Origin of the sequence: Streptomyces spirodelae, from assembly GCF_017676385.1 — a bacterium.
Taxonomy (GTDB): domain Bacteria; phylum Actinomycetota; class Actinomycetes; order Streptomycetales; family Streptomycetaceae; genus Streptomyces; species Streptomyces spirodelae.
Map to the genome: position 1 here is coordinate 23,746 of NZ_JAFFZN010000002.1, position 24,193 is coordinate 47,938.

At 71.5% G+C, this 24,193-nt stretch carries 16 protein-coding genes; 14 read left to right on the forward strand and 2 right to left on the reverse strand.

The annotated features are described in order from the left end of the window. Positions 1–218 precede the first annotated feature (218 nt). The 12 genes from JW592_RS02385 (at position 219) to obgE (ending at position 18,229) form a co-directional block, all read left to right on the forward strand. A complete protein-coding gene (locus JW592_RS02385) occupies positions 219–1,238 on the forward strand; it encodes a rod shape-determining protein (RefSeq protein WP_026004902.1) in 1,020 nt (339 codons plus the stop codon). Positions 1,239–1,363: 125 nt separating this feature from the next. Next, positions 1,364–2,299, forward strand: coding sequence for a rod shape-determining protein MreC (mreC, locus tag JW592_RS02390; protein ID WP_209263165.1), 936 nt, complete (start codon positions 1,364–1,366; stop codon positions 2,297–2,299). Positions 2,300–2,304: 5 nt separating this feature from the next. Further along, positions 2,305–3,042: a rod shape-determining protein MreD gene (gene mreD / locus JW592_RS02395; RefSeq protein ID WP_209263166.1), complete on the forward strand. Its 738-nt coding sequence runs from the start codon at positions 2,305–2,307 to the stop codon at positions 3,040–3,042. 79 nt (positions 3,043–3,121) lie between these two features. Beyond that, positions 3,122–5,443, forward strand: coding sequence for a penicillin-binding protein 2 (mrdA, locus tag JW592_RS02400; protein WP_209263167.1), 2,322 nt, complete (start codon positions 3,122–3,124; stop codon positions 5,441–5,443). Continuing rightward, a complete protein-coding gene (gene rodA / locus JW592_RS02405) occupies positions 5,440–6,639 on the forward strand; it encodes a rod shape-determining protein RodA (protein ID WP_209263168.1) in 1,200 nt (399 codons plus the stop codon). Before mrdA ends, rodA begins: the two co-directional genes overlap by 4 nt. Positions 6,640–6,769: 130 nt before the next feature. Beyond that, complete coding sequence (locus tag JW592_RS02410; protein ID WP_209263169.1) at positions 6,770–8,698, forward strand: TIGR03960 family B12-binding radical SAM protein; 1,929 nt, start codon at positions 6,770–6,772, stop codon at positions 8,696–8,698. 129 nt (positions 8,699–8,827) lie between these two features. Beyond that, positions 8,828–9,895, forward strand: coding sequence for a hypothetical protein (locus tag JW592_RS02415; protein ID WP_209263170.1), 1,068 nt, complete (start codon positions 8,828–8,830; stop codon positions 9,893–9,895). A gap of 306 nt (positions 9,896–10,201) precedes the next feature. Beyond that, entirely contained in the window at positions 10,202–10,999 is a 798-nt protein-coding gene (locus JW592_RS02420) for a TIGR03936 family radical SAM-associated protein (protein ID WP_209263171.1), read from the forward strand. A gap of 249 nt (positions 11,000–11,248) precedes the next feature. Next, entirely contained in the window at positions 11,249–15,772 is a 4,524-nt protein-coding gene (locus JW592_RS02425; RefSeq protein ID WP_209263172.1) for an Rne/Rng family ribonuclease, read from the forward strand. Between the two features lie 252 nt (positions 15,773–16,024). Then, the gene (gene rplU / locus JW592_RS02430) at positions 16,025–16,348 is read left to right on the forward strand and encodes a 50S ribosomal protein L21 (RefSeq protein WP_030886289.1); all 324 of its coding nucleotides are present in this window, start codon (positions 16,025–16,027) and stop codon (positions 16,346–16,348) included. Positions 16,349–16,361: 13 nt separating this feature from the next. Further along, positions 16,362–16,619: a 50S ribosomal protein L27 gene (rpmA, locus tag JW592_RS02435; protein WP_099880750.1), complete on the forward strand. Its 258-nt coding sequence runs from the start codon at positions 16,362–16,364 to the stop codon at positions 16,617–16,619. 167 nt (positions 16,620–16,786) lie between these two features. Further along, the gene (obgE, locus tag JW592_RS02440; RefSeq protein ID WP_209263173.1) at positions 16,787–18,229 is read left to right on the forward strand and encodes a GTPase ObgE; all 1,443 of its coding nucleotides are present in this window, start codon (positions 16,787–16,789) and stop codon (positions 18,227–18,229) included. Between the two features lie 54 nt (positions 18,230–18,283). Here obgE and JW592_RS02445 read toward each other — a convergent pair whose 3' ends face one another. Further along, the gene (locus JW592_RS02445) at positions 18,284–19,453 is read right to left on the reverse strand and encodes a phospholipase D-like domain-containing protein (protein WP_229375085.1); all 1,170 of its coding nucleotides are present in this window, start codon (positions 19,451–19,453) and stop codon (positions 18,284–18,286) included. Between the two features lie 428 nt (positions 19,454–19,881). Beyond that, positions 19,882–21,975, reverse strand: a complete 2,094-nt coding sequence (locus JW592_RS02450) for a CDP-glycerol glycerophosphotransferase family protein (protein ID WP_209263175.1) — start codon at positions 21,973–21,975, stop codon at positions 19,882–19,884. Between the two features lie 415 nt (positions 21,976–22,390). On the opposite strand from JW592_RS02450, the gene proB reads away from it, so the two are divergent. Continuing rightward, a complete protein-coding gene (gene proB, locus JW592_RS02455) occupies positions 22,391–23,527 on the forward strand; it encodes a glutamate 5-kinase (protein WP_209263461.1) in 1,137 nt (378 codons plus the stop codon). Between the two features lie 277 nt (positions 23,528–23,804). Next, positions 23,805–24,179: a DUF8830 family protein gene (locus JW592_RS02460; protein WP_229375117.1), complete on the forward strand. Its 375-nt coding sequence runs from the start codon at positions 23,805–23,807 to the stop codon at positions 24,177–24,179. Positions 24,180–24,193: the final 14 nt, after the last annotated feature.

Genomic DNA, 24,193 nt, shown 5'->3' on the forward strand with positions numbered 1-24,193 from the left:
ATTGGACGGGGGCTCGGCTCCGACACGACGTCACCATTACGGTGGCCGTTCGGACTTCCGCCGACAATGGCGGAGGAACCGTCTCCACGTGTTCGAGCAAGCGCGTCTACGATGGAAGCCTCGCGCTTTGAGAATGCCAGCGCGGTAGTCCACCTCCTTCCGTAGCCGCACACCACATCGCCCCACTTGGAAGGCCAGACGCATCCATGGGAACCAACATGTCGTTCATCGGCCGTGATATGGCTGTCGACCTCGGGACCGCCAACACGCTGGTGTACGTCAGGGGTCGCGGGATCGTCCTCAACGAGCCGTCCGTCGTCGCGATCAACACCAACACAGGCGGAATCCTGGCGGTCGGCGCCGAGGCGAAGAAGATGATCGGCCGCACCCCTGGCAACATCGTGGCCGTACGGCCCTTGAAGGACGGCGTCATCGCCGACTTCGAGATCACCGAGCGGATGCTCCGCTACTTCATTCTGAAGATCCACAAGCGGCGCTACCTCGCCCGGCCCCGCGTGGTGGTGTGCGTGCCCTCCGGAATCACCGGGGTCGAGCGCCGCGCCGTCATCGAGGCGTCAACCCAGGCGGGCGCCCGCCAGGTGCACATCATCGAGGAGCCGATGGCCGCGGCGATCGGCTCCGGGCTGCCCGTCCACGAGGCCACCGGCAACATGGTGGTGGACATCGGCGGCGGCACCACCGAGGTCGCCGTGATCTCGCTGGGCGGTATCGTGACCGCACAGTCGATCCGGGTGGCGGGCGACGAGCTCGACAACGCGATCATCCAGCACATCAAGAAGGAGTACAGCCTCCTGCTCGGCGAGCGCACCGCCGAGAGCATCAAGATCACCATCGGTTCGGCGCACGACCTCGACAAGGACGAGCACACCGAGATCCGTGGCCGTGACCTGGTCAGCGGACTGCCCAAGACGGTGGTGATCTCCGCGGCCGAGGTACGCAGGGCCATCGAGGAGCCGGTCAACGCGATCGTCGACGCGGTCAAGACCACCCTCGACAAGTGCCCGCCGGAGCTGTCCGGCGATGTGATGGACCGTGGCATCGTGCTCACCGGTGGTGGCGCCCTGCTGCGCGGCCTGGACGAGCGGCTCCGCCGCGAGACGGGCATGCCCATCCACATCGCCGAGGATCCGCTGGACTCGGTCGCGCTGGGCTCCGGCAAGTGCGTGGAGGAGTTCGAGGCCCTCCAGCAGGTGCTCGACGCCCAGCCGCGCCGTTGAGCGCGCGGCGCACCTGTTCGCCATAACTGACCGTTCACGCGGCGGGTCGTTCGAACGCAGTGGCGGCCGCCGCCATGCACCCCGCGGACGCGGGGCTGCCCCAGAGAAAGGCTCGGCCGCCGCACGTGAGGGACACACGAGAAAGCCGGCTGCTGCTCGTCCTGCTGATCGCCATCGCGTTCGCACTGATCACGGTGGATCTCAGAGGGGGCGCGCAGTCTCCGCTCGACGGGGCGCGGCGCTCGGCCGCCTCCATCCTGGGCCCGGTCGAGAACGGCATGGCCTCGGCGGTCGATCCGGTCGGCAACGCCATCGCCGCCGTCCGCGACTCGGGTGCCCGCCACGACAAGATCAGCCGCCTGGAGCAGGAGAACGCGGCGCTGCGGCAGAAGCTCGGCTCCAGCGACCGCAACCGCTCCCGGGCCAGGGAGCTGGACAAGCTCCTCAAGACCGCGGGAGCGGGCGGCTACGGCGTCAAGGGCGCCCAGGTCATCGCGATCGGTGCCGCACAGGGGTTCTCCTGGACCGTCACCATCGACGCGGGCCGCGAGGACGGGCTGCGCCGCGACATGACCGTACTCAACGGTGACGGGCTGGTCGGCCGCCTCACCACGGTCGGCCCCTCCACCTCCACCGTGCTGCTCGCCAACGACCCCGACTTCACCGTCGGCACCCGCATGGAGAAGAGCAACGAGCTGGGCTTCGCCACCGGGCGCGGCGGCAACGCACTCAACGTGCAGCTGCTCAACGGCAAGGCCAAGGTGAAGAAGGGCGACCGGCTGGTCACCTTCGGCTCCAGCAACGACAAGCCGTTCGTGCCAGGGGTACCCGTCGGCGAGGTCATCAAGGTCAACCGCAACAAGGGTGATCTGACCCGCACGGTCCGGGTGCGGCCCTATGTCGGCTTCACCCGGCTGGATGTGGTCGGCATCGTCGTCAAGCCGCCCCGTAAGGACCCGCGCGACGAGGTCCTCAAGACCAGGAAACCGCCGAAGCCCAAACCCGCCCCCACGGTGACCGTGACCAAGACGCCCAGCGGTACGCCCTCGCCCAGGAGCTGATCCCCGTGCACCTCAACCGGATGCTGCTCTCGGCCGCTCTCGTGGTCGTCGCCCTCATGCTCCAGGTCACCGTTCTGGCCAGACTCCAACTGCCCGGCGCCGTACCGGATCTGCTGCTGCTCGTCGTCCTGGGCCTGGCCCTGGTCTACGGTCACACGGCGGGCGCCCTCGTCGGCTTCGCCGCCGGTCTGCTGGCCGATATCGCGCCGCCCGCCGACCACGCCGTGGGCCGCTACGCGCTGGTGCTCTGCCTGATCGGCTACGCCGCCGGGCTGACCAAGCCGGAGGCCGGCCAGCACCGCTCGGCGACCGTGCCCATGCTGGTGGTCGCCTCCGCAGCCATCGGCTCCACGCTGCTGTACGCGGGGGTCGGTGCGCTGGTCGGGGACACCGTGGCTCGCCAGGTCGGCCTCGGCGGGCTGCTGATCACCGCCACGGTCTACGACCTGCTGCTGGCGCCGTTCGTCGTCCCGCTGATCATGTCGTTGGCGCGGCGCGGTGAGAAGGACCCGATCGGGGCCGAGCCCGGCGGCGGCAGCGCGGACGGGGGAATGCGCGCCTACGGCTGGCTGACCTCCGGCACCGGGCTGAGCGCCTCGTCCGGCAGCACTCTCCTCGGCAAGAGCGGGAAGAGCGGCAAGACCGCCAAGGGACTGAAGGCCGGCAAGCGCACCTCGCGCAACAGCACGGTGAACCTGGGCGGCGGCAAGGCGGGCAAGATCAAGGGGGTCAAGCGGCTGTGACCCATGCCACCCTCCCCCAGCCTCCGGCCGGGAGGTACCCCCAGCCCGACCACCGCCCCACAAGGAGGCGCTACGCGCCGTGACCAACATTCCTGAGACCGGCCGCTCCTCCCGGGTGACCATCCGGCTGGTCGCCATCCAGATCCTGGTGCTCTCCCTGCTGCTGACCCTGGGCGGCCGGCTGTGGTACCTGCAGATCCGCAACGGGGACGAGTACCAGAAGCAGGCCAAGGGCAACCATGTCCAGCAGGTCGTCCAGCCCGCGACCCGCGGCTCCATCCTGGACGCGCGGGGCGTGCCCATCGCCGACAACGAGGCCCGGCTGGTGGTCTCCGCCTCCCGCACCGAGCTGATGAAGCAGGACGACGACGGCAAGGCCGTTCTCGAACGGCTCGCCAAGGTCCTGGGCATGTCGCCCAAGACCGTCAGGGAGAAGGTCCGGCTCTGCGACGCCGACACCTCGCAGCCCTGCTGGAACGGCTCGCCCTACCAGCCGATCCCGATCACCGACGACGCGAAGCCCCAGCAGGCCCTGCAGATCAGGGAGCGTTCCGAGGACTTCCCCGGGATCACGGCCGAGCCGGAGGCCGTCCGCCGCTACCCGGCGCCGTACGGGGCCAATACGGCGCAGGCGCTCGGCTACCTCTCGCCCGTCACCGACGAGGAGATCGAGAAGGCCAAGGACACCGACTCGCCCTTCCTGCCCTCCGACGAGGTGGGCCGCAACGGGCTGGAGCGCTCCTACGACAGCGAGCTGCGCGGCTCGTCGGGGGTGACCCGCTACGAGGTGGACAATCTCGGCAGGGTGATGGGCGAGGCGGAGAGCGACAAGGCCCGCCCCGGCTCCAGCCTGATCACCTCGATCGACGCCCGGGTGCAGGCCGTGGCCGAGAAGCAGCTCGATCAGGCGATGAAGGAAGCGCGCAAGAAGTTCGACAAGAACACCGGCCGCAACTACAAGGCCGACGCGGGCGCCGTCGTGGTGATGGAGAACAAGACCGGGCGCGTCGTGTCCATGGCCTCCAACCCGGAGTACGACCCCAACGCCTGGGTCGGCGGCATCTCCGGCAAGGAGTACGCGAAGCTCACCGGCAAGAAGTCCAACTACCCGCTGCTCAACCGTGCCGTCCAGGGGCTCGCGGCACCGGGCTCCATCTTCAAGGTCATCTCCACCACGGCCGCCGTCAACGCGGGCTATCCGTTCAACGGCCGGTACGACTGCTCCCCGAGCTTCAAGATCGGCGGCCAGGTCTTCAAGAACTTCGAGTCCGAGGGCCACGGCAGCATCAACCTGGGCCGCGCGCTGGAGGTCTCCTGCGACACCGTCTTCTACCGGCTCGCCTACAAGGAGTGGAAGAAGGACGGCGGGAACCTGCCCAAGAAGGGCGCCAAGGACTGGTTCTACAAGACCGCGCACCAGTTCGGCCTCGGTGAGAAGACCGGGATCGACATCCCCAACGAGGTCGAGGGCCGCGTCCCGGATCGCAAGTGGAAGAAGAACTACTGGGAGGCCAACAAGGACGCCTGGTGCAAGCAGGCCGACAACGCCAAGGGCCGGCCCAGCTACGCCGAGCGGATCGCCAAGGAGAACTGCGTATCCGGTATGAAAATGCGCGCCGGTGACAGCGTGAACTACTCCATCGGCCAGGGCGACACCCTCGTCACCCCGATCCAGATGGCCACCATCTACGCGGCCCTCAGCAACGGCGGCACCCTCTACGACCCCACCCTGGGCAAGGCCGTGGTCAGCGGGGACGGCAAGTCGGTCAAGGAGATCAAGCCGCAGTCGCACGGCAAGCTGCCGCTCGGCAAGAAGACCCTCAAGCAGATGGACAAGGCCCTCCAGGGCGTGGCCACCCACGGCACGGCGGCCTGGCGCTTCGGCGAGGCCGGCTGGCCGCAGGACAAGATCAAGATGCGCGCCAAGACAGGTACGGCCGAGGTCGCGGGCAAGCAGACCACCTCCTGGCTGGCCACCTACACCGACGACTTCACCATCGTGATGACCATCTCCCAGGGCGGCACCGGCTCCGGCGCCTCGGGGCCGGCCGTACGCAAGATCTACGACGCCATGTACGGCGTGGGCGAGGACGGCGGCATCGACAAGAAGAAGGCGCTGCTGCCCAAGCCGGAGGCCAAGCTGCCGAAGATCTCCAAGGACGGCACCATCGTCGCCAAGCGCGACAAGCGGCGGGGCCGGGACGCGTCAGCGAGCCCGTCCGCGAGTCCGTCGGCTTCGCCCACCGGAAGCAGCCCGTCCGCCTCGCCCCCCGGGGAGACCCCCAGGGCCCGCGGTGAGGCAGAGGCCGTACGCAACGAGGGCGAGCGGCAGCAGCGCCGCCGGGACGGTGCCCAGCAGGCCCGCGCCACCCGGGTGCTCGCCGGAGGTCAGCGCCCATGAGCAGCCGGACATTCGCACTCGGCGGCTACGGCCCCCGCCGGCGCTCGGCGTGGGACCGGCTGACCGCGCGCGACTCGATCGTGTGGCGGATGGACTGGGTCATCCTGCTGTCCGGTGTCGCCCTCGCGGTCATCGGCTCGCTCCTGGTCTACTCCGCCACCCGCAACCGGACCGAGCTCAACCAGGGCGACCCGCAGTACTTCCTGGTGCGCCACGTCATCAGCCTGGGCATCGGGTTCGCGCTGATGATAGGGACTGTCTGGCTCGGCCACCGCAGACTGCGCAGCGCCGTACCGGTGCTCTACGGCATCACCGTGCTGCTCGCCGTCTGCGTCCTCACCCCGCTCGGCGCCACCATCAACGGGTCCCGCGCCTGGCTGAACCTCGGCGCGGGCTTCACCGTCCAGCCGGCCGAGTTCATCAAGATCACCGTGATCCTCGGTATGGCGATGCTGCTCGCGGCCAAGGTCGACGCCGGTGACCGGGAGCACCCCGATCACCGCACCGTCCTGCACGCGCTCGGTCTCGCGGCGCTGCCGATCGCGATCATCCTGCTGATGCCCGACCTCGGCTCGGTGATGGTGCTGGTCATCATCGTGCTCGCAGTCCTGCTCGCCTCCGGCGCCTCCAACCGCTGGGTGATCGGGCTGTGCCTGGCGGGCGCCGGGGGAGCGGTGCTGGTGTGGACGCTGGGACTGCTGGACGAGTACCAGATCAACCGGTTCGCGGCCTTCGCCAACCCGGCGCTGGACCCCGCGGGCGTCGGCTACAACACCAACCAGGCGCGTATCGCCATCGGCTCCGGCGGCCTGACCGGCAAGGGCCTCTTCGACGGCACCCAGACGACCGGCCAGTTCGTCCCCGAACAGCAGACCGACTTCGTCTTCACCGTCGCGGGCGAGGAACTCGGCTTCGTGGGCGGCGGGCTGATCCTCGTCCTGCTCGGCATCCTGATCTGGCGCGCCTGCCGGATCGCCCGTGAGTCGACAGAGTTGTACAGCACCATCGTGGCGGCCGGTGTGATCGCTTGGTTCGCCTTCCAGGCGTTCGAGAACATCGGGATGACGCTCGGCATCATGCCGGTGGCCGGTCTGCCGCTGCCGTTCGTCTCGTACGGCGGCACCTCGATGTTCGCGGTGTGGATCGCGGTCGGGCTGCTCCAGTCGATCCGCACCCAGCGCCCCATAGCGGCATGAGCGGGGCCGGGCCGGGGCGCCGGGAGGCCCGAGCGGCCCTCTGCGCCCCGGCCCGGCCCGGCAGGGCTGTCGCGGCCAACCGTTACGCTGGACGACTGGCCCTGTCCCTTTGTACGAAAGCGCGCCCGTGATGCCCGTCGAGTCGGTCTTCCCCCAGCTAGAGGCCCTCCTCCCGCACGTCCAGAAGCCGATCCAGTACGTGGGCGGCGAGCTCAACTCCACCGTCAAGGACTGGGACGAGTGCGATGTCCGCTGGGCGCTGATGTACCCGGACGCCTATGAGGTCGGTCTGCCCAACCAGGGCGTCATGATCCTCTACGAGGTGCTCAACGAGCGCGAGGGAGTGCTGGCCGAGCGCACCTACAGCGTCTGGCCGGACCTGGAGAAGCTGATGCGGGAGCACCACGTCCCGCAGTTCACGGTCGACGCGCACCGCCCGGTCGGCGCCTTCGACGTGCTGGGCGTCTCCTTCTCCACCGAACTCGGCTACACCAACCTGCTCACCGCGCTCGATCTGTCGGGCATCCCGCTGGAGGCGAAGGACCGCACCGAGGACCACCCGATCGTGATGGCGGGCGGGCACGCGGCCTTCAACCCGGAGCCGATCGCGGACTTCCTCGACGTCGCGGTGATCGGGGACGGCGAGCAGGCCGTGCTGGAGGTCACCGAGATCATCAGGGCCTGGAAGGCCGAGGGACGCCCCGGCGGCCGGGATGAACTGCTGCTGCGGCTGGCGAAGACCGGCGGCGTCTACGTGCCGCGCTTCTACGACGTCGAGTACCTGTCCGACGGCCGGATCTCCCGCGTGGTGCCCAACCGCTCGGGCGTCCCGTGGCGGGTGAGCAAGCACACCGTGATGGACCTGGACGAGTGGCCCTACCCCAAGCAGCCGCTGGTCCCCCTCGCCGAGACGGTGCACGAGCGGATGTCCGTGGAGATCTTCCGCGGCTGTACCCGCGGCTGCCGCTTCTGCCAGGCGGGCATGATCACCCGCCCGGTGCGCGAGCGCTCCATCACCGGGGTCGGCGAGATGGTCGACAAGGGGCTGAAGAACACCGGCTTCGAGGAGGTCGGCCTGCTCTCCCTCTCCTCCGCCGACCACAGCGAGATCGGCGACATCGCCAAGGGCCTGGCCGACCGCTACGAGGAGGACAAGGTCGGCCTCTCCCTGCCCTCCACCCGGGTGGACGCCTTCAACATCGACCTGGCCAACGAGCTGACCCGCAACGGCCGCCGCTCCGGACTGACCTTCGCCCCCGAGGGCGGCAGCGAGCGCATCCGCAAGGTCATCAACAAGATGGTCTCCGAGGAGGACCTGATCCGCACCGTCGCCACCGCCTACGGCAACGGCTGGCGCCAGGTGAAGCTGTACTTCATGTGCGGGCTGCCCACCGAGACCGACGAGGACGTGCTGCAGATCGGCGACATGGCCGTCAATGTCATCGCCAAGGGCCGCGAGGTGGCGAAGTCCAACGACATCCGCTGCACCGTCTCCATCGGCGGGTTCGTGCCCAAGCCGCACACCCCCTTCCAGTGGGCGCCGCAGCTCTCCGCCGAGGAGACGGACGCCCGGCTGGGCAAGCTGCGGGACAAGATCCGCGGTGACAAGAAGTACGGCCGCTCGATCGGCTTCCGCTACCACGACGGCAAGCCCGGCATCGTCGAGGGCCTGCTCTCGCGTGGTGACCGCAGGATCGGCGCGGTGATCCGCGAGGTCTACGAGCGCGGCGGCCGGTTCGACGGCTGGCGCGAGTACTTCTCCTACGACCTGTGGATGTCCTCCGCCGCCGAGGCGCTGGACGGCACGGGCGTGGACGTCGACTGGTACACCACCCGCGAGCGCTCCTACGAGGAGGTGCTCCCCTGGGACCACCTCGACTCGGGCCTCGACAAGGACTGGCTCTGGGAGGACTGGCAGGACGCCCTGGACGAGACCGAGGTCCCCGACTGCCGCTGGGACCCGTGCTTCGACTGCGGCGTGTGTCCGCAGATGGACACCGAGATCCAGATCGGCCCCACAGGCAAGAAGCTGCTGCCGCTGAGTGTGGTCAACAGGTAGTTCTCCGCGTCCCTGAACGGCCGGCTCTCGCGCTTGGGAAGTCCGCATCCCCGGCCTCGGGTCGGCCCGTTACCGGATCCGCACACCGGCCGCCGAACCGGTGACGTGGCTCTCCATGTCCTCACCAGCGTGAACGGATACCAGCCACGGCACGGCGCCACCGCGCGCACCAAGGAACCCGAAGGGTGTCTGATCGCGGCGGTCCGGTTGCCAGTGCGCGTCGTGATGGTCGTGCTGGTGCTGCCCGTCCGCCTGGTGTGGGACGGGCTGGTGCTGGCGGGGCGTGCCGTCCGGCGCGGGGTGCTGCTCCCGGTGGGGCGCGGGCTGGCGTGGCTGTGGCGCACGCTGGTGGCGGCTCCGGCGAGCCGGCTGTGGCGCGCCGTCCTCGCCCCGCTGTTCCGCGGCATCGGGCTGGTACTGACCTGGACGGCCAGGGCTCTTCTCGTCTGGCCGTGGGTCGCCCTGTGGCGGTACGTGGTGGCGCCGGTGGGCCGCGGTCTCGCCATCGCCGTCACCTTTGCCGTCCGGGTGCTGGTCGTCGTGCCGCTGGTGTGGGTGTACGCCACGCTCCTCACCCCGCTCGGCCATGCGGTGCTGGTCCTGCTGCGTGGCCTGGGCAGCGCGCTGTCCTGGCTGGGCCGGCACCTGGTGCTGCTGCCCTCGGTGCTGCTGTGGCGGTATGTGCTGGCCCCGGTGGGACGGGCGGTGGGCACCGGGCTGGTATGGCTGGGGCGGTATCTGCTCGTGGTGCCCGCGCTCGCCCTCCACCGCTGGGTGCTCGCACCTGTGGTACGCGGCCTCGCGCTGGCCGCACGGGAGTTCGCGGACGCCGTGGCCGTCGCCTGGCGGGTGACCGGACGGGTGACGGTGACGCTCTTCCGGCTGCTCGGACGAGTGCTCTACGTCCTGCTGATCGCCCCCTTCGTGGGGCTGTGGCGGTATGTGGTCGCGCCGGTCGGCAGGCTGCTGCGCGACTGGGTGTGGACTCCGCTGACCCATGCCGCGCGTGCGGTGGGCTGCGCCCTGCGAGCCGCCGCACGGCCGGTGCGGGAAGCGCTGCGCGCTGCGCGTGAATCGGCGCGCGCGACGCGGGCAGAGATACGGCGTGCCCTGTGGGGGTCTCCCCGGCCGGAGGCCGGGGCAGCGCCCCGCTCCAAGGAGCGGGAGCCGCTGTCGAAGGGCAGCCGCGTACCCTAGGCAGCAGGATCATCCGCACAAACGCACACGCGTTCCGGGCTCCGGCCCGGGCGGACGCCCCCGGCCACCGCCGGCGGAACCCTGGCGTCCGGTTGCGTCGGCCGCAGGTGAGGCGCCTCGTCACCGAGAGCGCCGGGCCTGGCCGGTGCGGACTTCCGCCTTCGTACACGACGCACAAGACGGACCCATACAGACCCATAAGGCAGACCCATAAGACATGGGCGGCCGTGCTCCGCGCGCCGCCCTGCACCGAGGAGAGAACCACTGGGCAAGCGACAGCCCGAAGGCCCGCCGCCCGCACCCACCGTGCAGCGCCTCCGCCTGCGCTACACGAAGCGAGGCCGCCTTCGGTTCACCAGCCACCGCGACTTCCAGCGCGCCTTCGAGAGGGCACTGCGCCGGGCCGAGGTACCCATGGCGTACTCCGCCGGTTTCACCCCGCACCCCAAGGTCAGCTACGCCAACGCCGCCCCCACGGGCACCGGCAGTGAGGCCGAGTACCTGGAGATCGCCCTCGTCCAGCAGCGCGACCCCGAACAGCTGCGCACACTGCTCGACGGATGCATGCCGGACGGCCTCGACATCGTCGACGCCGTCGAGGCGCGCGGCTCCGACTTCAGCGACCGCCTCCAGGCGTCCGTGTGGGAGCTGCGCCTCGACGGCGTCACCCCGCACGAGGCACAGCGGGCGGCGGACGCGTTCCTGGCCGCCGAGTCGGTCGAGGTGCAGCGCCAGACCAAGAAGGGCATCCGCTCCTTCGACGCCCGCGCCGCCGTCCGCTCGCTCACGGTCGCCGCGCCGAGCGCCGAGGCGGACACCTCCACCGGCGCCGATAGGCCCGGCAAGGGGGCCTGTGCGATACTGCGCCTGGTAGTACGACACGTGACACCTGCCGTACGACCCGACGACGTCCTGTCCGGTCTCCGCGCTACGGCCGACCTGGCGCCGCCGTCACCCGCAGCGGTGACCAGGCTGGCGCAGGGGCCACTCGATGAGGAGAACGGCACGGTGACCGACCCGTTCGCACCTGACCGCGACGCGGTTCCGGAGCCCATCGGCTCAGGGATCTCCAGCGCCGCGACGGTGCCGGGCGGCGCCGCGTAGGACAGCCGCCGAAGCCGCGCCGCCGCCGACGACGCACGCCAGGGAGCCACCCGGGCAGTCGTACGGCAGGCGAGCGCACAGACCAGCAGACTTTCGCCGTAGCCGGGCCGGACAAGGGCCGGAACCGGCGAGTGAGACAACGAGCTCCCGTGCGGCGCCCGCGCCCCGGAGAGCGGCCCACCCACAAGGGCGGGCCGCCCCGGACCCCACGAGCGCGGCGCCCGGGAGCGTGACGGGAGATATGCCCGCATGCTCGAACCAACTGAATCCAACGAAGCCGAGGCACCCGCAGTCGGTAGCGCCGCTTCAGCGGAACCCGGCACTTCCGGCGTTCCGGGATCGTCCACCGCGTCCGGCGGATCGGTCGTCGACAGTCGGAGCACTGTCGGCGGCGGAGCCACCGGTGCGCCCGAGACCGCCGGCGGTGCGCTCAGCACGCCGAGCGACACCCTGCCGCCGCGCCGTCGCCGCGCCGCCAGCCGCCCTGAGGGGCCGCCGTCCGGCACCGAAACGGGCGAGACGGCGGGCACGGCCGCGACACCGACCGTGCTGAACAGCGCCGCCGAGGCCCCGCAGGACGCCGAGGGCCAGGACGGCGGTCAGGGCGGCGCCGCTGGTGACGCCTCTTCCGAGACCCCCGCCGAGGTCGCTCCGGCCCCCGCGGCCCGCACCCGGCGCCGGGCCACGCGCAAGGCGACCGCACCGGCCGGTTCGCCGCCTCCGGCGACCCCCGCAGAGCAGCCCGGGAGCACCGAGCAGCCCGCTGCCGCCGCGCAGCCCGACGTGGCGGGGGGCACCGTCGAGGTGGGCACGGAGCCGCCGAAGGCCGCAGGTCGTCGCCGCGCCACTCGTAAGGCCACCGCCCCGGCGGGTTCGCCTGCCCCGGCGGAGTCCGCCGAGACCGCGCAGCCCGCCGAGGCCGAGGGAGCCGGGGGAGCAGAGACCGAGGCGCCGAAGGCACGTACCCGCCGCCGCGCCACCAGCCGCAAGGCCGCTTCCGCCGCTTCCGCCGCCTCCGCCGCTCAGGCCGGTGAGGCCGAGGGCACCGAGGAGACGGCACCCGAGCAGAAGCCCACGACGACCAGGCGTCGCCGTGCCACCCGTGCGGCCTCCACGCCCGCCACCGAGGCAGCCACCGAGACCGCCGCGCCCGCCGCGACGGGTGAGGCCACCGAGGCGGCCAGCCCGGAAGAGAGCGACGAGGCCCCCAAGGCGCGCAGCCGCCGCCGTACCAGCACCCGTAAGGCGGCGGCCACCGAGGCAGCGGCCGAGACGGAGGCCGGGACCGGAACCGAGGGGGAGAAGACCGCCGCCTCCGGAACCGCGGAGACCGGCGAGCCGGCCGCGGCAGCCGACGAGGCTCCCGCGCCTGCCCGTACCCGCCGACGTGCGGCCCGCAAGGGCACCGAGGCCGCCGAGCCGAAGGTCGCCAAGGGCTTCGCGGCCCCCGCGAGCGGGGCTCCCGCCGAGACCGCCGGGACGGGCGGGGAGTCCGCACAGCCGGCCAAGGGCGAGAAGGGCGAGAAGACCGAGAAGTCCGAGAAGACCGAGGCCCGCGCGGGGCGCCGGAAGCGGACCGCGCCGCCCATGGCGATGTTCCAGCCGCCCGTCTTCACCGAGCCGGCCTTCCAGACCCCGCAGTCGGCCGCCGCTGCCGCGGAAGCGGAACGCCGCGCCGAGATCGAGGCGGAGTCCGAGGCGGAGCCGGAGTTCGAGGCCGGAGCCGAGGAGGAGAGCGCGGGCGCCCCGCGCCGTCGCCGTCGGCGCCGCGCCGAGTCGGCCGAGCCGGCTCCCACCGCCCGCGACGAGGGCCAGGAGGAGCGCGAGGACCAGGCCGAGGAGACCGAGGCCGAGGAGCAGGACAGCGCCCAGGCCGACGAGCGTCCCGCACGCCGCCGTCGCAGGGGCGGTCGGCGTCGGCGCCGTGGCGAGAGTGCCGAGCAGGCCGAGGGCGCCGAGACCGACGAGCAGGCCGAGCGCGAGGACCGCTCCGCTGACCGGGAGACCGAGGCCGCAGAGCCGGCCGCTGCCCCGGCCGGCGAAGCCGCGGAGGACGCCGAGGCCGGTGCCGCGGGCGAGGAGAGCGCGACCGCGCCCTCCGGCGGCCCGTCCAGCAGCAGCTCCCGCCGTCGCCGTCGGCGCCGCCGCCGTTCCGGTGACGCGGAGCCCGCGACGACCGAGACCGTGACCGCTGACGACCCCGAGCGCACCGTCGTCAAGGTCCGCGAGCCGCGCAAGAAGAAGGACGAGCCCTCCGACGAGGTGCAGGCCATCAAGGGCTCCACCCGGCTGGAGGCGAAGAAGCAGCGCCGCCGCGAGGGCCGTGAGCAGGGCCGTCGCCGGGTGCCGATCATCACGGAGGCGGAGTTCCTCGCCCGCCGCGAGGCCGTCAAGCGCGAGATGATCGTGAGGCAGAGCGGCGAGCGTACACAGATCGCCGTCCTCGAGGACGATGTGCTGGTCGAGCACTTCGTCAACAAGGAGCAGTCGACCTCGTACGTCGGCAACGTGTACCTCGGCAAGGTGCAGAACGTGCTGCCGTCGATGGAGGCCGCCTTCGTCGACATCGGCAAGGGCCGCAACGCCGTGCTGTACGCGGGCGAGGTCAACTTCGAGTCGCTGGGCATGGCGGGCGGCCCGCGCCGGATCGAGACGGCCCTCAAGTCGGGCCAGTCGGTGCTGGTGCAGGTCACCAAGGACCCGATCGGCCACAAGGGCGCCCGGCTGACCAGCCAGGTCTCGCTGCCGGGCCGCTACCTGGTCTATGTGCCCGAGGGCTCGATGACGGGCATCAGCCGCAAGCTCCCGGACACCGAGCGCTCGCGGCTCAAGCAGATTCTAAAGCGGGTCGTCCCCGAGGGCGCCGGCGTGATCGTCCGTACGGCGGCCGAGGGTGCCAGCGAGGACGAGCTGCGCCGGGATGTCGAGCGGCTGCAGGCGCAGTGGGAGGACATCCAGAAGAAGGCCCAGAAGGGCAACGCGCCCACGCTGCTCTACGGCGAGCCGGACATGACCGTCCGCGTGGTGCGGGACATCTTCAACGAGGACTTCTCCAAGGTCACCATCAGCGGTGACGAGGCATGGGAGACCATCCACGGCTATGTCTCGCACGTGGCTCCCGACCTGGGCGACCGGCTCCAGAAGTGGAGCTCGGAGGTGGACGTTTTCGCCACGTACCGGATCGACGAGCAACTGGCCAAGGCGCTGGACCGCAAGGTGTGGCTGCCCAGCGGCGGCTCGCTGGTGATCGACAGGACCGAGGCGATGATCGTCGTCGACGTCAACACCGGCAAGTTCACAGGCCAGGGCGGCAACCTGGAGGAGACGGTCACCAGGAACAACCTGGAGGCGGCCGAGGAGATCGTGCGCCAGCTGCGGCTGCGCGACCTCGGCGGCATCATCGTGATCGACTTCATCGACATGGTCCTGGAGTCCAACCGCGATCTGGTGCTGCGCCGCCTGCTGGAGTGCCTGGGCCGGGACCGAACGAAGCACCAGGTGGCGGAGGTCACCTCGCTGGGCCTGGTGCAGATGACCCGTAAGCGGGTCGGCCAGGGGCTGCTGGAGTCGTTCTCCGAGCAGTGCGTGCACTGCAACGGGCGCGGCGTCATCGTCCACCTGGACCAGGCCATGACCGCCGGCGGTGGCGGCGGGAAGAAGGGTAAGAAGGGCAAGGGCAAGGCGGACAAGGTCGAGGCCAAGGGCGGTCGGCAGGCCGCGCAGCCGCAGCCGGTGACCGCTGCAGCCGAGCCCGTCCCCGCCGAGCCCGAGCCCTCTCCGGCGACCGCTCCCGCGGCTGCTGCCGTGGAGCCCGCCGAGGTGGTGGCCGAGGCCGCCGACGTCTCGGCGCAGGCACCGGTGCCGGTGGAGTTCGTGCCGGACGAGGAGCTGTTCAACAGTGCGGCCGAGGCGGAAGCGGCGGCCGCCGCACGCGGTGGGCGCGGCCGGCGGCGCGGCAGCCGCAGGGCGGGCGCTCCCGCCGGTTCGCCGAAGGCCGCGAGCGCGGCGGCGGAGGTGGTCGAGCCGGTGGCGCCGGAGCGCGCCGCCGCTGAGCCTGCCGTGACCGAGCCGGTACAGGCCCGGGCCCAGGAATCCGCTTCGGCTGAGGCCCCGGCCGTGCCCGCCGCCCCCGAGGCGGCGCCGACGGCGGAACCGGCCGGGGAACCGGCTGCCGGACCGGGCACGGAGCAGCCGACCGGTCCCGCTCCGGAGCCGACCACCCCCGAGCCGTCCGCCGCCGAGCCGGCCACCGGCGCGCGGCGTCGGCGCCGGGTCACGCGCAAGGTCAGCGCACCGGCCGGGGCGCCCCCAGCCGCTGACGACACCGCCGCCGTGCTGGTCGTCCCCGCGGACGAGACGGCTGCCGAGGCCGCCGCCCCCGAGCCCGAGCCGGTGGTCGGCGAGGTCGTCACCGATGTGGCTCCCCTCCGCCCCCGGCGCAGGGTGACCCGGACGATCACCACCACCGCGCCGGCCGAGGAGGGCGAGGCCCCGGCCCCGGCCAAGAAGACCGCGGCCAAGAAGACGGCCAAGAAGGCTCCGGCGAAGAAGGCGGCGGCCAAGAAGACCGCCGCCAAGAAGACGACGGCGAAGTCGGCCACCAAGTCGACGGCCAAGTCGACGGCCAAGCCGGCGGCGAAGTCCACGGCGAAGGCGGCAGGAAAGACGGCGGCGAAGAAGACCGCCAAGAAGTCCGCCGCCAAGAAGACGGCCGCCGCCGAGCAGGAAGGCGGAGCCGGAACCTCGGTCTCCGCCTCGGCCTCCGAGGAGTGATCCGGTGGGGGTGGGGAGGGGGCTGCCCTCCCCACCCCCACCGGGCCCCGGCCAGGGCCTCGGGGCCGGACCCCGGGACCGTATGGGGTACCCTTGACCGTCGGCGTGTCCTCACCCGGGCGCGCTGCTCCTGAGCAAATCCCTCCCGGGTCTCCGGGAGAGGCCGCTCAATCCTTCCGGATCAGATCCGCGCTCCGGCGCGGGCGGGCGGCTGGCGTCAGGAGCTCCGATTCGAGCGAGAGAGAGTTCCGCGTGTACGCGATCGTGCGCACCGGCGGGCGCCAGCAGAAGGTCTCTGTGGGCGACGTCATCGAGGTTGACCGTATTTCTGAGAGCAAGGTCGGCGACACCGTCGAGCTCTCCACCCTGCTCGTCGTCGACGGTGACGCCGTCACCAGCGACCCCTGGGTCCTGGCGGGCGTGAAGGTCCAGGCCGAGGTGGTGGACCACCACAAGGGCGACAAGATCCGGATCCAGAAGTACAAGAACAAGACCGGGTACAAGAAGCGCATCGGTCACCGCCAGCTCCACACCGCGCTGAAGGTCACCGACATCCCCGCCCCGGCCAAGAAGTAAGGACTGAGGAGAGATGGCACACAAGAAGGGCGCATCGTCCACCCGGAACGGTCGCGACTCCAACCCGCAGTACCTCGGCGTGAAGCGCTTCGGCGGTCAGGTCGTCAACGCGGGTGAGATCCTGGTCCGCCAGCGCGGTACCCACTTCCACCCGGGCAAGGGCGTCGGCCGCGGCGGCGACGACACCCTGTTCGCGCTGGACGCGGGTGCGGTGCAGTTCGGCACCCACCGCGGCCGCAAGGTCGTGAACGTCGTCCCGGCCGCCAAGTAAGCAGCCGGACGGCACACTCTCCACACCCGAGGGCGGACCTCCTCCTCCCGTGCGTACGGCACCGCGTACGCACGGGAAGCGGGTCCGCCCTCGGTGCGTAGTGCGCGGCTTCGTGCGCGCTGCGTGCGCAGTACACCCCCCAGCACGCCTTTGGAGGCACACCCCCTATGACCACCTTCGTGGACCGCGTCGAGCTGCATGTCGCCGCGGGTAACGGTGGACACGGCTGCGCCTCCGTGCACCGGGAGAAGTTCAAGCCGCTCGGCGGACCCGACGGCGGCAACGGCGGGCGCGGCGGCGATGTGATCTTCGTCGTCGACCCGGATGTGACCACGCTGCTCGACTACCACCACAGCCCGCACCGCAAGGCCACCAACGGCCGGCCCGGCGAGGGCGGGCACCGGTCCGGGCAGGACGGCAAGGACCTGGTGCTGCCGGTGCCGGACGGCACCGTCGTACTCGACAGGCGCGGCGAGGTGCTGGCCGACATGGTCGGCGCCGGCACCACCTTCGTCGCGGGCCGCGGCGGGCGCGGCGGGCTCGGCAACGCGGCGCTGGCCTCCGCGCGGCGCAAGGCCCCCGGCTTCGCGCTGCTGGGCGAGCCCGGCGAGGAGCGGGACGTCGTCCTGGAGTTGAAGACGGTCGCGGACGTCGCGCTCGTCGGCTACCCGAGTGCGGGCAAGTCCTCGCTGATCTCGGTACTCTCCGCCGCCAAGCCGAAGATCGCCGACTACCCCTTCACCACCCTGGTGCCCAACCTGGGCGTGGTCACCGCGGGCGGCTCCGTCTACACCATCGCGGACGTGCCGGGACTGATCCCCGGCGCCAGCGAGGGCAAGGGGCTCGGGCTGGAGTTCCTGCGGCACGTCGAGCGCTGCTCCGTGCTGGTCCATGTGCTGGACTGCGCCACGCTGGAGACCGACCGCGACCCCGTCTCCGACCTGGACGTCATCGAGGCCGAACTGGCCCGCTACGGCGGTCTGGAGGACCGGCCGCGCGTCGTCGTCCTCAACAAGACGGACATCCCCGAGGGCAAGGACCTGGCCGACATCATCCGGCCCGACCTCCAGGAGCGCGGCTTGGCCGTCTTCGAGGTCTCGGCCGTCTCCCGGCAGGGCCTCAAGGAGCTGTCCTACGCGCTGGCGGGGCTGGTGGACGAGGCCCGTGCGGCACGTCCCGTACAGGAGTCCACGCGCATCGTCATCCGGCCCAAGGCCGTGGACGACGCGGGCTTCACGGTGACCCGCATCGAGGAGGGCTTCTTCCGGGTGCGCGGCGAGAAGCCCGAACGCTGGGTGCGGCAGACCGACTTCAACAACGACGAGGCCGTCGGCTACCTCGCGGACCGGCTCGCCCGGCTCGGCGTCGAGGAGGAGCTGCTGAAGGCGGGCGCCCGCGAGGGCGACGGCGTCGCCATCGGCGACGAGGACAACGCCGTCGTCTTCGACTGGGAGCCCGCCATGGTGACCGGCGCCGAAATGCTCGGCCGCCGCGGCGAGGACCACCGTATGGAAGCCCCCCGGCCGGCGGCCCAGCGCCGCCGTGACCGCGAGGCGGAGCGCGACGAGGCCCTGGGCGAGTACGAGGACTTCGACCCGTTCGAGGGCTGAGCCCCGCGCCCGTCCATGGCCATCTGATGGCCGTCAGATGGGCATGGACGGCCATCAGTGCTCGGGCTGCGGGCTCACCCCCTTGCAACTGGGGGTGTCGTCGGCCAGACCGGGCAGCGCCGAGCCGCGCACCCGGTGGAAGTGCCGCACGTACGCATCGTGCACGGCGTCGTCGTCGACCTTCAGCAGCGCCTCGTCGTTCCTGGTGAGCGCCGGGCCCGAGTAGTTGTGGCTGCCGGTCCACACCACTTTGTTCCGGGCGCCCGCGTAACGCCCGGAGATCATCAGCGTCTTGGAGTGGAGGACCTCGCGGGAGGTCCTGGAGTTCCCGTCGTCGTCGTAGTGCAGGCACCGCACCGCCGGGCCGCCGGGCGCGTGCAGGGCCTCCCAGGTACCGGGCGAGCCGGTGCTGTCCTCGCTGTCGGTCTGTGCGTAGACGATGTCGACGGCGCATCCCTGCCGGTGCAGCGCGGCGAGCTTGTCGGCGACGCGCTGCCTGGTGAGCTTGAACATGGCCAGCCGGACGCTGGTGCGATGGCTGCCGAGGGCGTCCTTCCAGCGGCAGGTGACGTTGTCGAGGATCGCGGTCACGGTGTCGGCGCGCCCGGGGCGCGGGAAGAAGTAGCCCGTGTACGGCCCGGCGCCCGCGCGGGTGTAGCGCCAGGCGCGCCAGTCGGCCGCGGCGAGCTTGTCGAAGTACCGGCTGTAGGCGGTGTAGGTGCGCGCCTGGGAGACGACCATGGCGTCGTTCCAGAACTTGGTCCAGCTGCCGCTGGACAGGTTGGACGACGTCTGGACCACGACGTTCCGCAGCCGGCCGGTCCGGGAGAAGAGCCAGAACTTGTTGTGCGCGATGGACGGTCCGGCACCCGGATCGCCCAGACAGGACTTCCCCTTCGGGCACAGTCCGACGAAGGACCGTTTCGCCCGGTTGGTGCCGAGCGCCTTGCGCAGGATCGTGTACGAGGTACTGGAGGGCATCGCGCTCACGCTCGACTCGTCCAGCATCACCTGGACGTTGACGCGTCGTTTGGCGGAGGTGTGCGCCTTGGCCAGAGCGCGGGCCACCTCCGCGTCCCAGAAGTGGTAGAGGGCCACCTTGATCGTGGAGCGGGGCGCGGCCGCCTTGACGCGGGCCAGCAGATCGCTGCGGATGGCGCGCTGCTGCGCGGGCGTGCCGTTGGGCAGATTGAAGACGGGCCCGGTGCCGGGAGATGGGGCCATGGCGGGAGACGCGGCCATGCCGGGAGATGGGGCCGTGGCGGGAGATGCGGCCGTGGCGGGGGAGGGGGCCATGAGATGGAGCCCCGCCACCAGGGCAAGGGCCAGAGGTGTTATGGCTGTTCTCAGGCGTGTCACGTGCGTCCCCTCCTGGCTGATGGTGCGGAACCCGGCGGATGGTGCGGGCCGGGTCGCCAGCGAGCGTAGGGAGCGCAAAGCCCGATTTTCAGGCGATGATCCCAATTGCTGGTACGAGTGGGACAGAAGTGACGCAGGCATACGGAAGGGCCCCGGGAGGTGAACTCCTCCCGGGGCCCCGCACCGTTTCGTGCTCCTATGCGCCGGTGTAACGCGCGAACATCACCCGAACAGGTGGAACGCCGTGTCCCCGCCGGGACGGCGGGGCGCCGTGCGCGGCCCGCCTCGGCGCCTCAGGTCGGCACCACGTCCTCCGGGTCGGCGCTGCCCGGAGCCTCCATCTCGGCTTCTTCGGCGGCCTCCTCGGCCTCCCGCTGGCCGGGGATCTCCGTCGTACGCCGTGCCACGCGCTCGTTGCGGGCCTCGGCCTCGTCCGCCAACTCCAGCGCCGCGGCGTTGAAACGGACGAGCGAGGGCGGTTCCGAGGGACCCAGCAGATGGGTCTTGAGCTCCTTGCGGGCCCGCACCAGGGTGTCCTTCTCCGGGTGGCGCACCGACTCGAGCAGCGCCGGGATCTGCTGCGCGTCCGGAGTGAGCACCGTGCCGGCCCGTACGGTGGGGAAGGTGCCGCGGAACTCGTCCTCGGTCATCCCGCTGGTGTTCGCCACCGCGTAGGGCTTCTCGCTGCTGAGGTAGTCCGAGACGACGGACGAGACGTCCGAGATCAGCAGATCGGCCTGGTTGAAGCAGGTGAAGATGGCCGGCCGGGGGCCGTCGATGATCTGGTGCTCCGACTCGGGGAAGGACGCCCAGTAGGCCGCCTCCCATGCCTCGGTCGCGGCCCGCACCCGCTCGGCGTTGCCCTCCTCGGGCGTGCCCTGGATCTTCATCCGCTCCATCTCGTCCGCGCTGTTGCGGAAAGCGGCGGTGGAGACCCGGTCCAGCTCCGCGGTGCGCCGCTCCAGCTCGGCGACCGCCTCCGGGGCGCGGCGCGAGCCGCCGCGTGCCGCGTTGGCCTGTGTGATCAGGGCGCGGATGCGCTGGTCGGCGGCGCCCGCGCGGGGGTCGACCGAGCCGGTCATCGGGTGCGGCTTGTACAGCAGCCGCACCTTCGGGTCGGCGAGCAGCGCCTTGACGATGTTCTCGCCCGCCAGCCGTACCGAGGTGTTGCCCGGGTTGCCGTCCCAGCCCTCCCAGGTGGGCGCGTACAGCACCGTCGTGTACTCGCTCTCCCGCGCTCCGGCGCGCTCGTCGGCGTGCTGGATCGGGCTCAGCTGGGGGCGGCCGACCTCGACCACGTCCTTGTCGTCCACCCCGACCTCGGCGAGCTGGTAGCGCTCGCGGGCGGCCTCTCCGGCGACCCAGACCTGGTCGTATGCCTTGGCGTAGGGGTTGCAGGAGGAGAGCTTGTCGGACTCGCCGTGGTTGATGAAGGCGTGCTTGAGGGTCGGGATGCGCAGCACCTGGGAGGTCTTGCCGGAGTTGGCCGGGTGCAGCAGCACCTTGAGCGTGGAGTGCTCCAGCCGCATCAGGTGGGCGACCTTGGGGATGCAGACGATGGGGATGTCGGTGGCGTCGATCTTCTGCACCATGAACCGCTCACGCAGCACGATCAGCGGCCGTCCGTCCAGCTGGGCCAGCGTGCTCAGCCACATGTTCGCCTGATACGCGGAGGACGCACCGCCCGAGAAGTACATCCCGACCGTGGGCCGGTACCGCTCGAGCCACTTGTCCAGCCACGCCAGCACTTCCTGCTCGCTCTTGGAGCGCTTCCTGGGCAGCAGCCAGGTGCCCAGGTAGACGGCGCTGCCCAGGGACAGCAGCAGAGTGCAGGTCACCCCGATGAGGCCCCACTCCTGCGCCGAGAGACCCGCGCTGAGCATCAGCCCCACAGTGCCCGGGATGGAGAAGCGCAGCAGCCGGCGGCTGGGCTGGCGGGCCAGCAGCCGGGAGGGCGCGTGGGTGAGGTCGAGCGAGGAGGTGTCGATGTTGCGCGTCACGACGGGCAGCGTGCGGGAGCGGCGCACGAGCTGGGCCACCGCCTGGCACAGGAAGTGCGCGGCGTAGGCGGCCAGCAGCAGGAGGGTCAGCGGGCGCTCGATGTCCGGCGGGACCTCGGGGAGGCGCACCAGGCCGATGACGACGAGCATGTCGCGCAGCAGCTGCCGCGTGGTGACATCGAAACGGACCTTACCGAGCAGCGCCAGCAGCCCGGGCTGCTTGTGCGTCAGGTAGAGGTCGAGGGCGAGTCCCGCCAGCGAGGCGGTGACGAAGACGGGCACGTTCGGCAGCAGCGCGCCGGCGAGCTGCACGGTGTAGAACACCGCGAGTGCGAGCAGGGCCGCGAGCTGCACGGCGCGTCGTGCGGAGAGTCCGGCAGAGGGCACGGGCTGGGCTCCTGGCATGGAGATCGAAGTTCGCAGGGGAACTGGCTTCAGGGGTGGCCGGTGGCGGTGGCCAAGGTCGACCACTGACCGTATGACGCCCGCGGGTCAAGTGACAATCTTCGTCGGCCCTGGATACGTGCTTACCTGGTCAAAGGTAACCATCCTCACGCGTCCATTGCGCGAAACGGATGAGCGGCGCGCAGCGGCGCTGACGTAGATTGCGACACAAGAGCGGGCGGGTCCCGGGCCGCGGGCGCACAGCGGCGCCCCACGGCCCGCCGCGGCGGCACAGGTGCGAGGGGTACGTACGGGCGTGGCAGGAGACAGCGGAACAGGGCGCGCGGCGGGCGCTGCGGGGGACGGCCAGCAGGGGCCCGGGAGCGCCACGGAGAGTGACCGCGCGGCGCGCAAGGCCGTGCGGGAGGCGCGCCGTGTCGTCGTCAAGGTCGGCTCCTCCTCACTGACCACCGCGGCCGGCGGGCTGGACGCCGACCGGGTGGACGCCCTCGTCGACGTACTCGCCAAGCACATCGGCGCGCAGCGCCCCGAGGGCGAGCCGGGCGGCCTTCCCGGCCGGGAGACAGTGCTGGTCTCCTCCGGCGCCATCGCCGCCGGTCTCGCGCCGCTGGGGCTGGCCAAGCGCCCCCGGGACCTGGCCCGCCAGCAGGCGGCCGCCAGCGTCGGCCAGGGGCTGCTGGTGGCCCGCTACACGGCCTCCTTCGCGCGCTACGGCCGCCGCGTCGGCCAGGTGCTGCTGACCTCGGACGACACCAGCCGCCGGGCCCACTACCGCAACGCGTACCGCACGCTCGACCAGCTGCTGGCCATGGGCGCCGTGCCGATCGTCAACGAGAACGACACGGTGGCCACCGACGAGATCCGCTTCGGCGACAACGACCGGCTCGCAGCGCTCGTCGCCCACCTGGTCCGCGCCGATCTGCTGGTGCTCCTCTCCGACGTGGACGGCCTCTACGACGGCAACCCCGCCACCCCCGGCACCCGCCGTATCGCCCAGGTGCGCGGCCCCGCCGATCTGGAGGGCATCGACATCGGCAGCGCGGGCACCGCGGGGGTGGGCACCGGCGGCATGGTCACCAAGGTCGAGGCCGCCGGTATCGCGGCAGGCGCCGGAGTGCCCGTCGTACTGACCTCCGCCGTGCACGCGGCGGACGCGCTGGCGGGCCGGGAGACGGGCACCTACTTCCACCCGACCGGGCGGCGCGCGGCCGGACGCCTGCTGTGGCTCGCGCACGCCTCCACGCCCACCGGCGCGCTCACCTTGGACGAGGGCGCCGTACGGGCCGTGGTGGACCGCCGCACCTCGCTGCTGCCCGCGGGGATCGCCGGGGTGGAGGGCGACTTCTCGGCGGGCGATCCGGTGGAGCTGCGGGACGCCGGGGGGCGGGCCGTCGCGCGCGGGCTGGTGAACTTCGACGCCAAGGAGCTGCCGCGGCTGCTCGGCCGCACCACGCACGAGCTGGCCAGGGAGCTGGGCCCTGCCTACGAGCGTGAGGTCGTCCACCGCGACGACCTGGTGCTGCTGCGCAACTGACTGGTGCCGTCCGCCGCGCCTGATGTTTCGGGCCGGACGGTTGCAGTGCGAGAAGCCGGACGGTTGCAGTGCGAGAAAAAGTCCAGCCTTTCCACGGACACCTTCCGTAAAACGGCCCCGCGCCGGCCCTCGGACTGGTCAACTTTGACGCGGGCGCCGCGAGCGGCACGTGCACCCGCACGTGCACGCAGCGTCCCCGAGGAACCACGCACGGACACCCGAGCAGCACCAGCACCACTCCAGGAGGCCACCGGTGAGACGACTGGCCAGCGTCGACATGGCGTCTTCTCCCCAGCCCGAGGAACGAGTCGGCTCCCGGCTCTGGCACATCACGCTCAGCGTCGCCGGGCGGGAGTCGCCGCTGGCCGACGTACGGCGCGCGCTCGAACAGCTCGCCCACGACCACCCGTTCCTGCTCACCAGCCGCTACGCCAACGACCACGCCGAGATCCGCTACTGGGAGGAGGCCCGCGATCTGCACGACGCCGCGGCTGTGGCGCTGCGGCTGTGGGGCGAGCACCGGGCCTCGGCCAAACTGCCGCCCTGGGAGATCGTCGGACTGGAGGTGATCGGGCGCGAGACCTACCAGCAGCGCGTCGCGGAGGGCTACGGTCCGCCGCCCGCGAGCCCGGTGGGGGTGCACCCGTTCTGAGACGGCGAGGCGGC

Bases quoted from the DNA above. Each gene is read 5' to 3' on its own strand.
- JW592_RS02385 (WP_026004902.1), top strand. From the start codon at position 219: ATGTCGTTCATCGGCCGTGATATGGCTGTCGACCTCGGGACCGCCAAC.
- rodA (WP_209263168.1), top strand. From the start codon at position 5,440: ATGAGCAGCCGGACATTCGCACTCGGCGGCTACGGCCCCCGCCGGCGC.
- JW592_RS02410 (WP_209263169.1), top strand. From the start codon at position 6,770: ATGCCCGTCGAGTCGGTCTTCCCCCAGCTAGAGGCCCTCCTCCCGCAC.
- JW592_RS02425 (WP_209263172.1), top strand. From the start codon at position 11,249: ATGCTCGAACCAACTGAATCCAACGAAGCCGAGGCACCCGCAGTCGGT.
- rpmA (WP_099880750.1), top strand. From the start codon at position 16,362: ATGGCACACAAGAAGGGCGCATCGTCCACCCGGAACGGTCGCGACTCC.
- obgE (WP_209263173.1), top strand. From the start codon at position 16,787: ATGACCACCTTCGTGGACCGCGTCGAGCTGCATGTCGCCGCGGGTAAC.
- JW592_RS02445 (WP_229375085.1), bottom strand. From the start codon at position 19,453: ATGGCCCCATCTCCCGGCACCGGGCCCGTCTTCAATCTGCCCAACGGC.
- JW592_RS02460 (WP_229375117.1), top strand. From the start codon at position 23,805: ATGGCGTCTTCTCCCCAGCCCGAGGAACGAGTCGGCTCCCGGCTCTGG.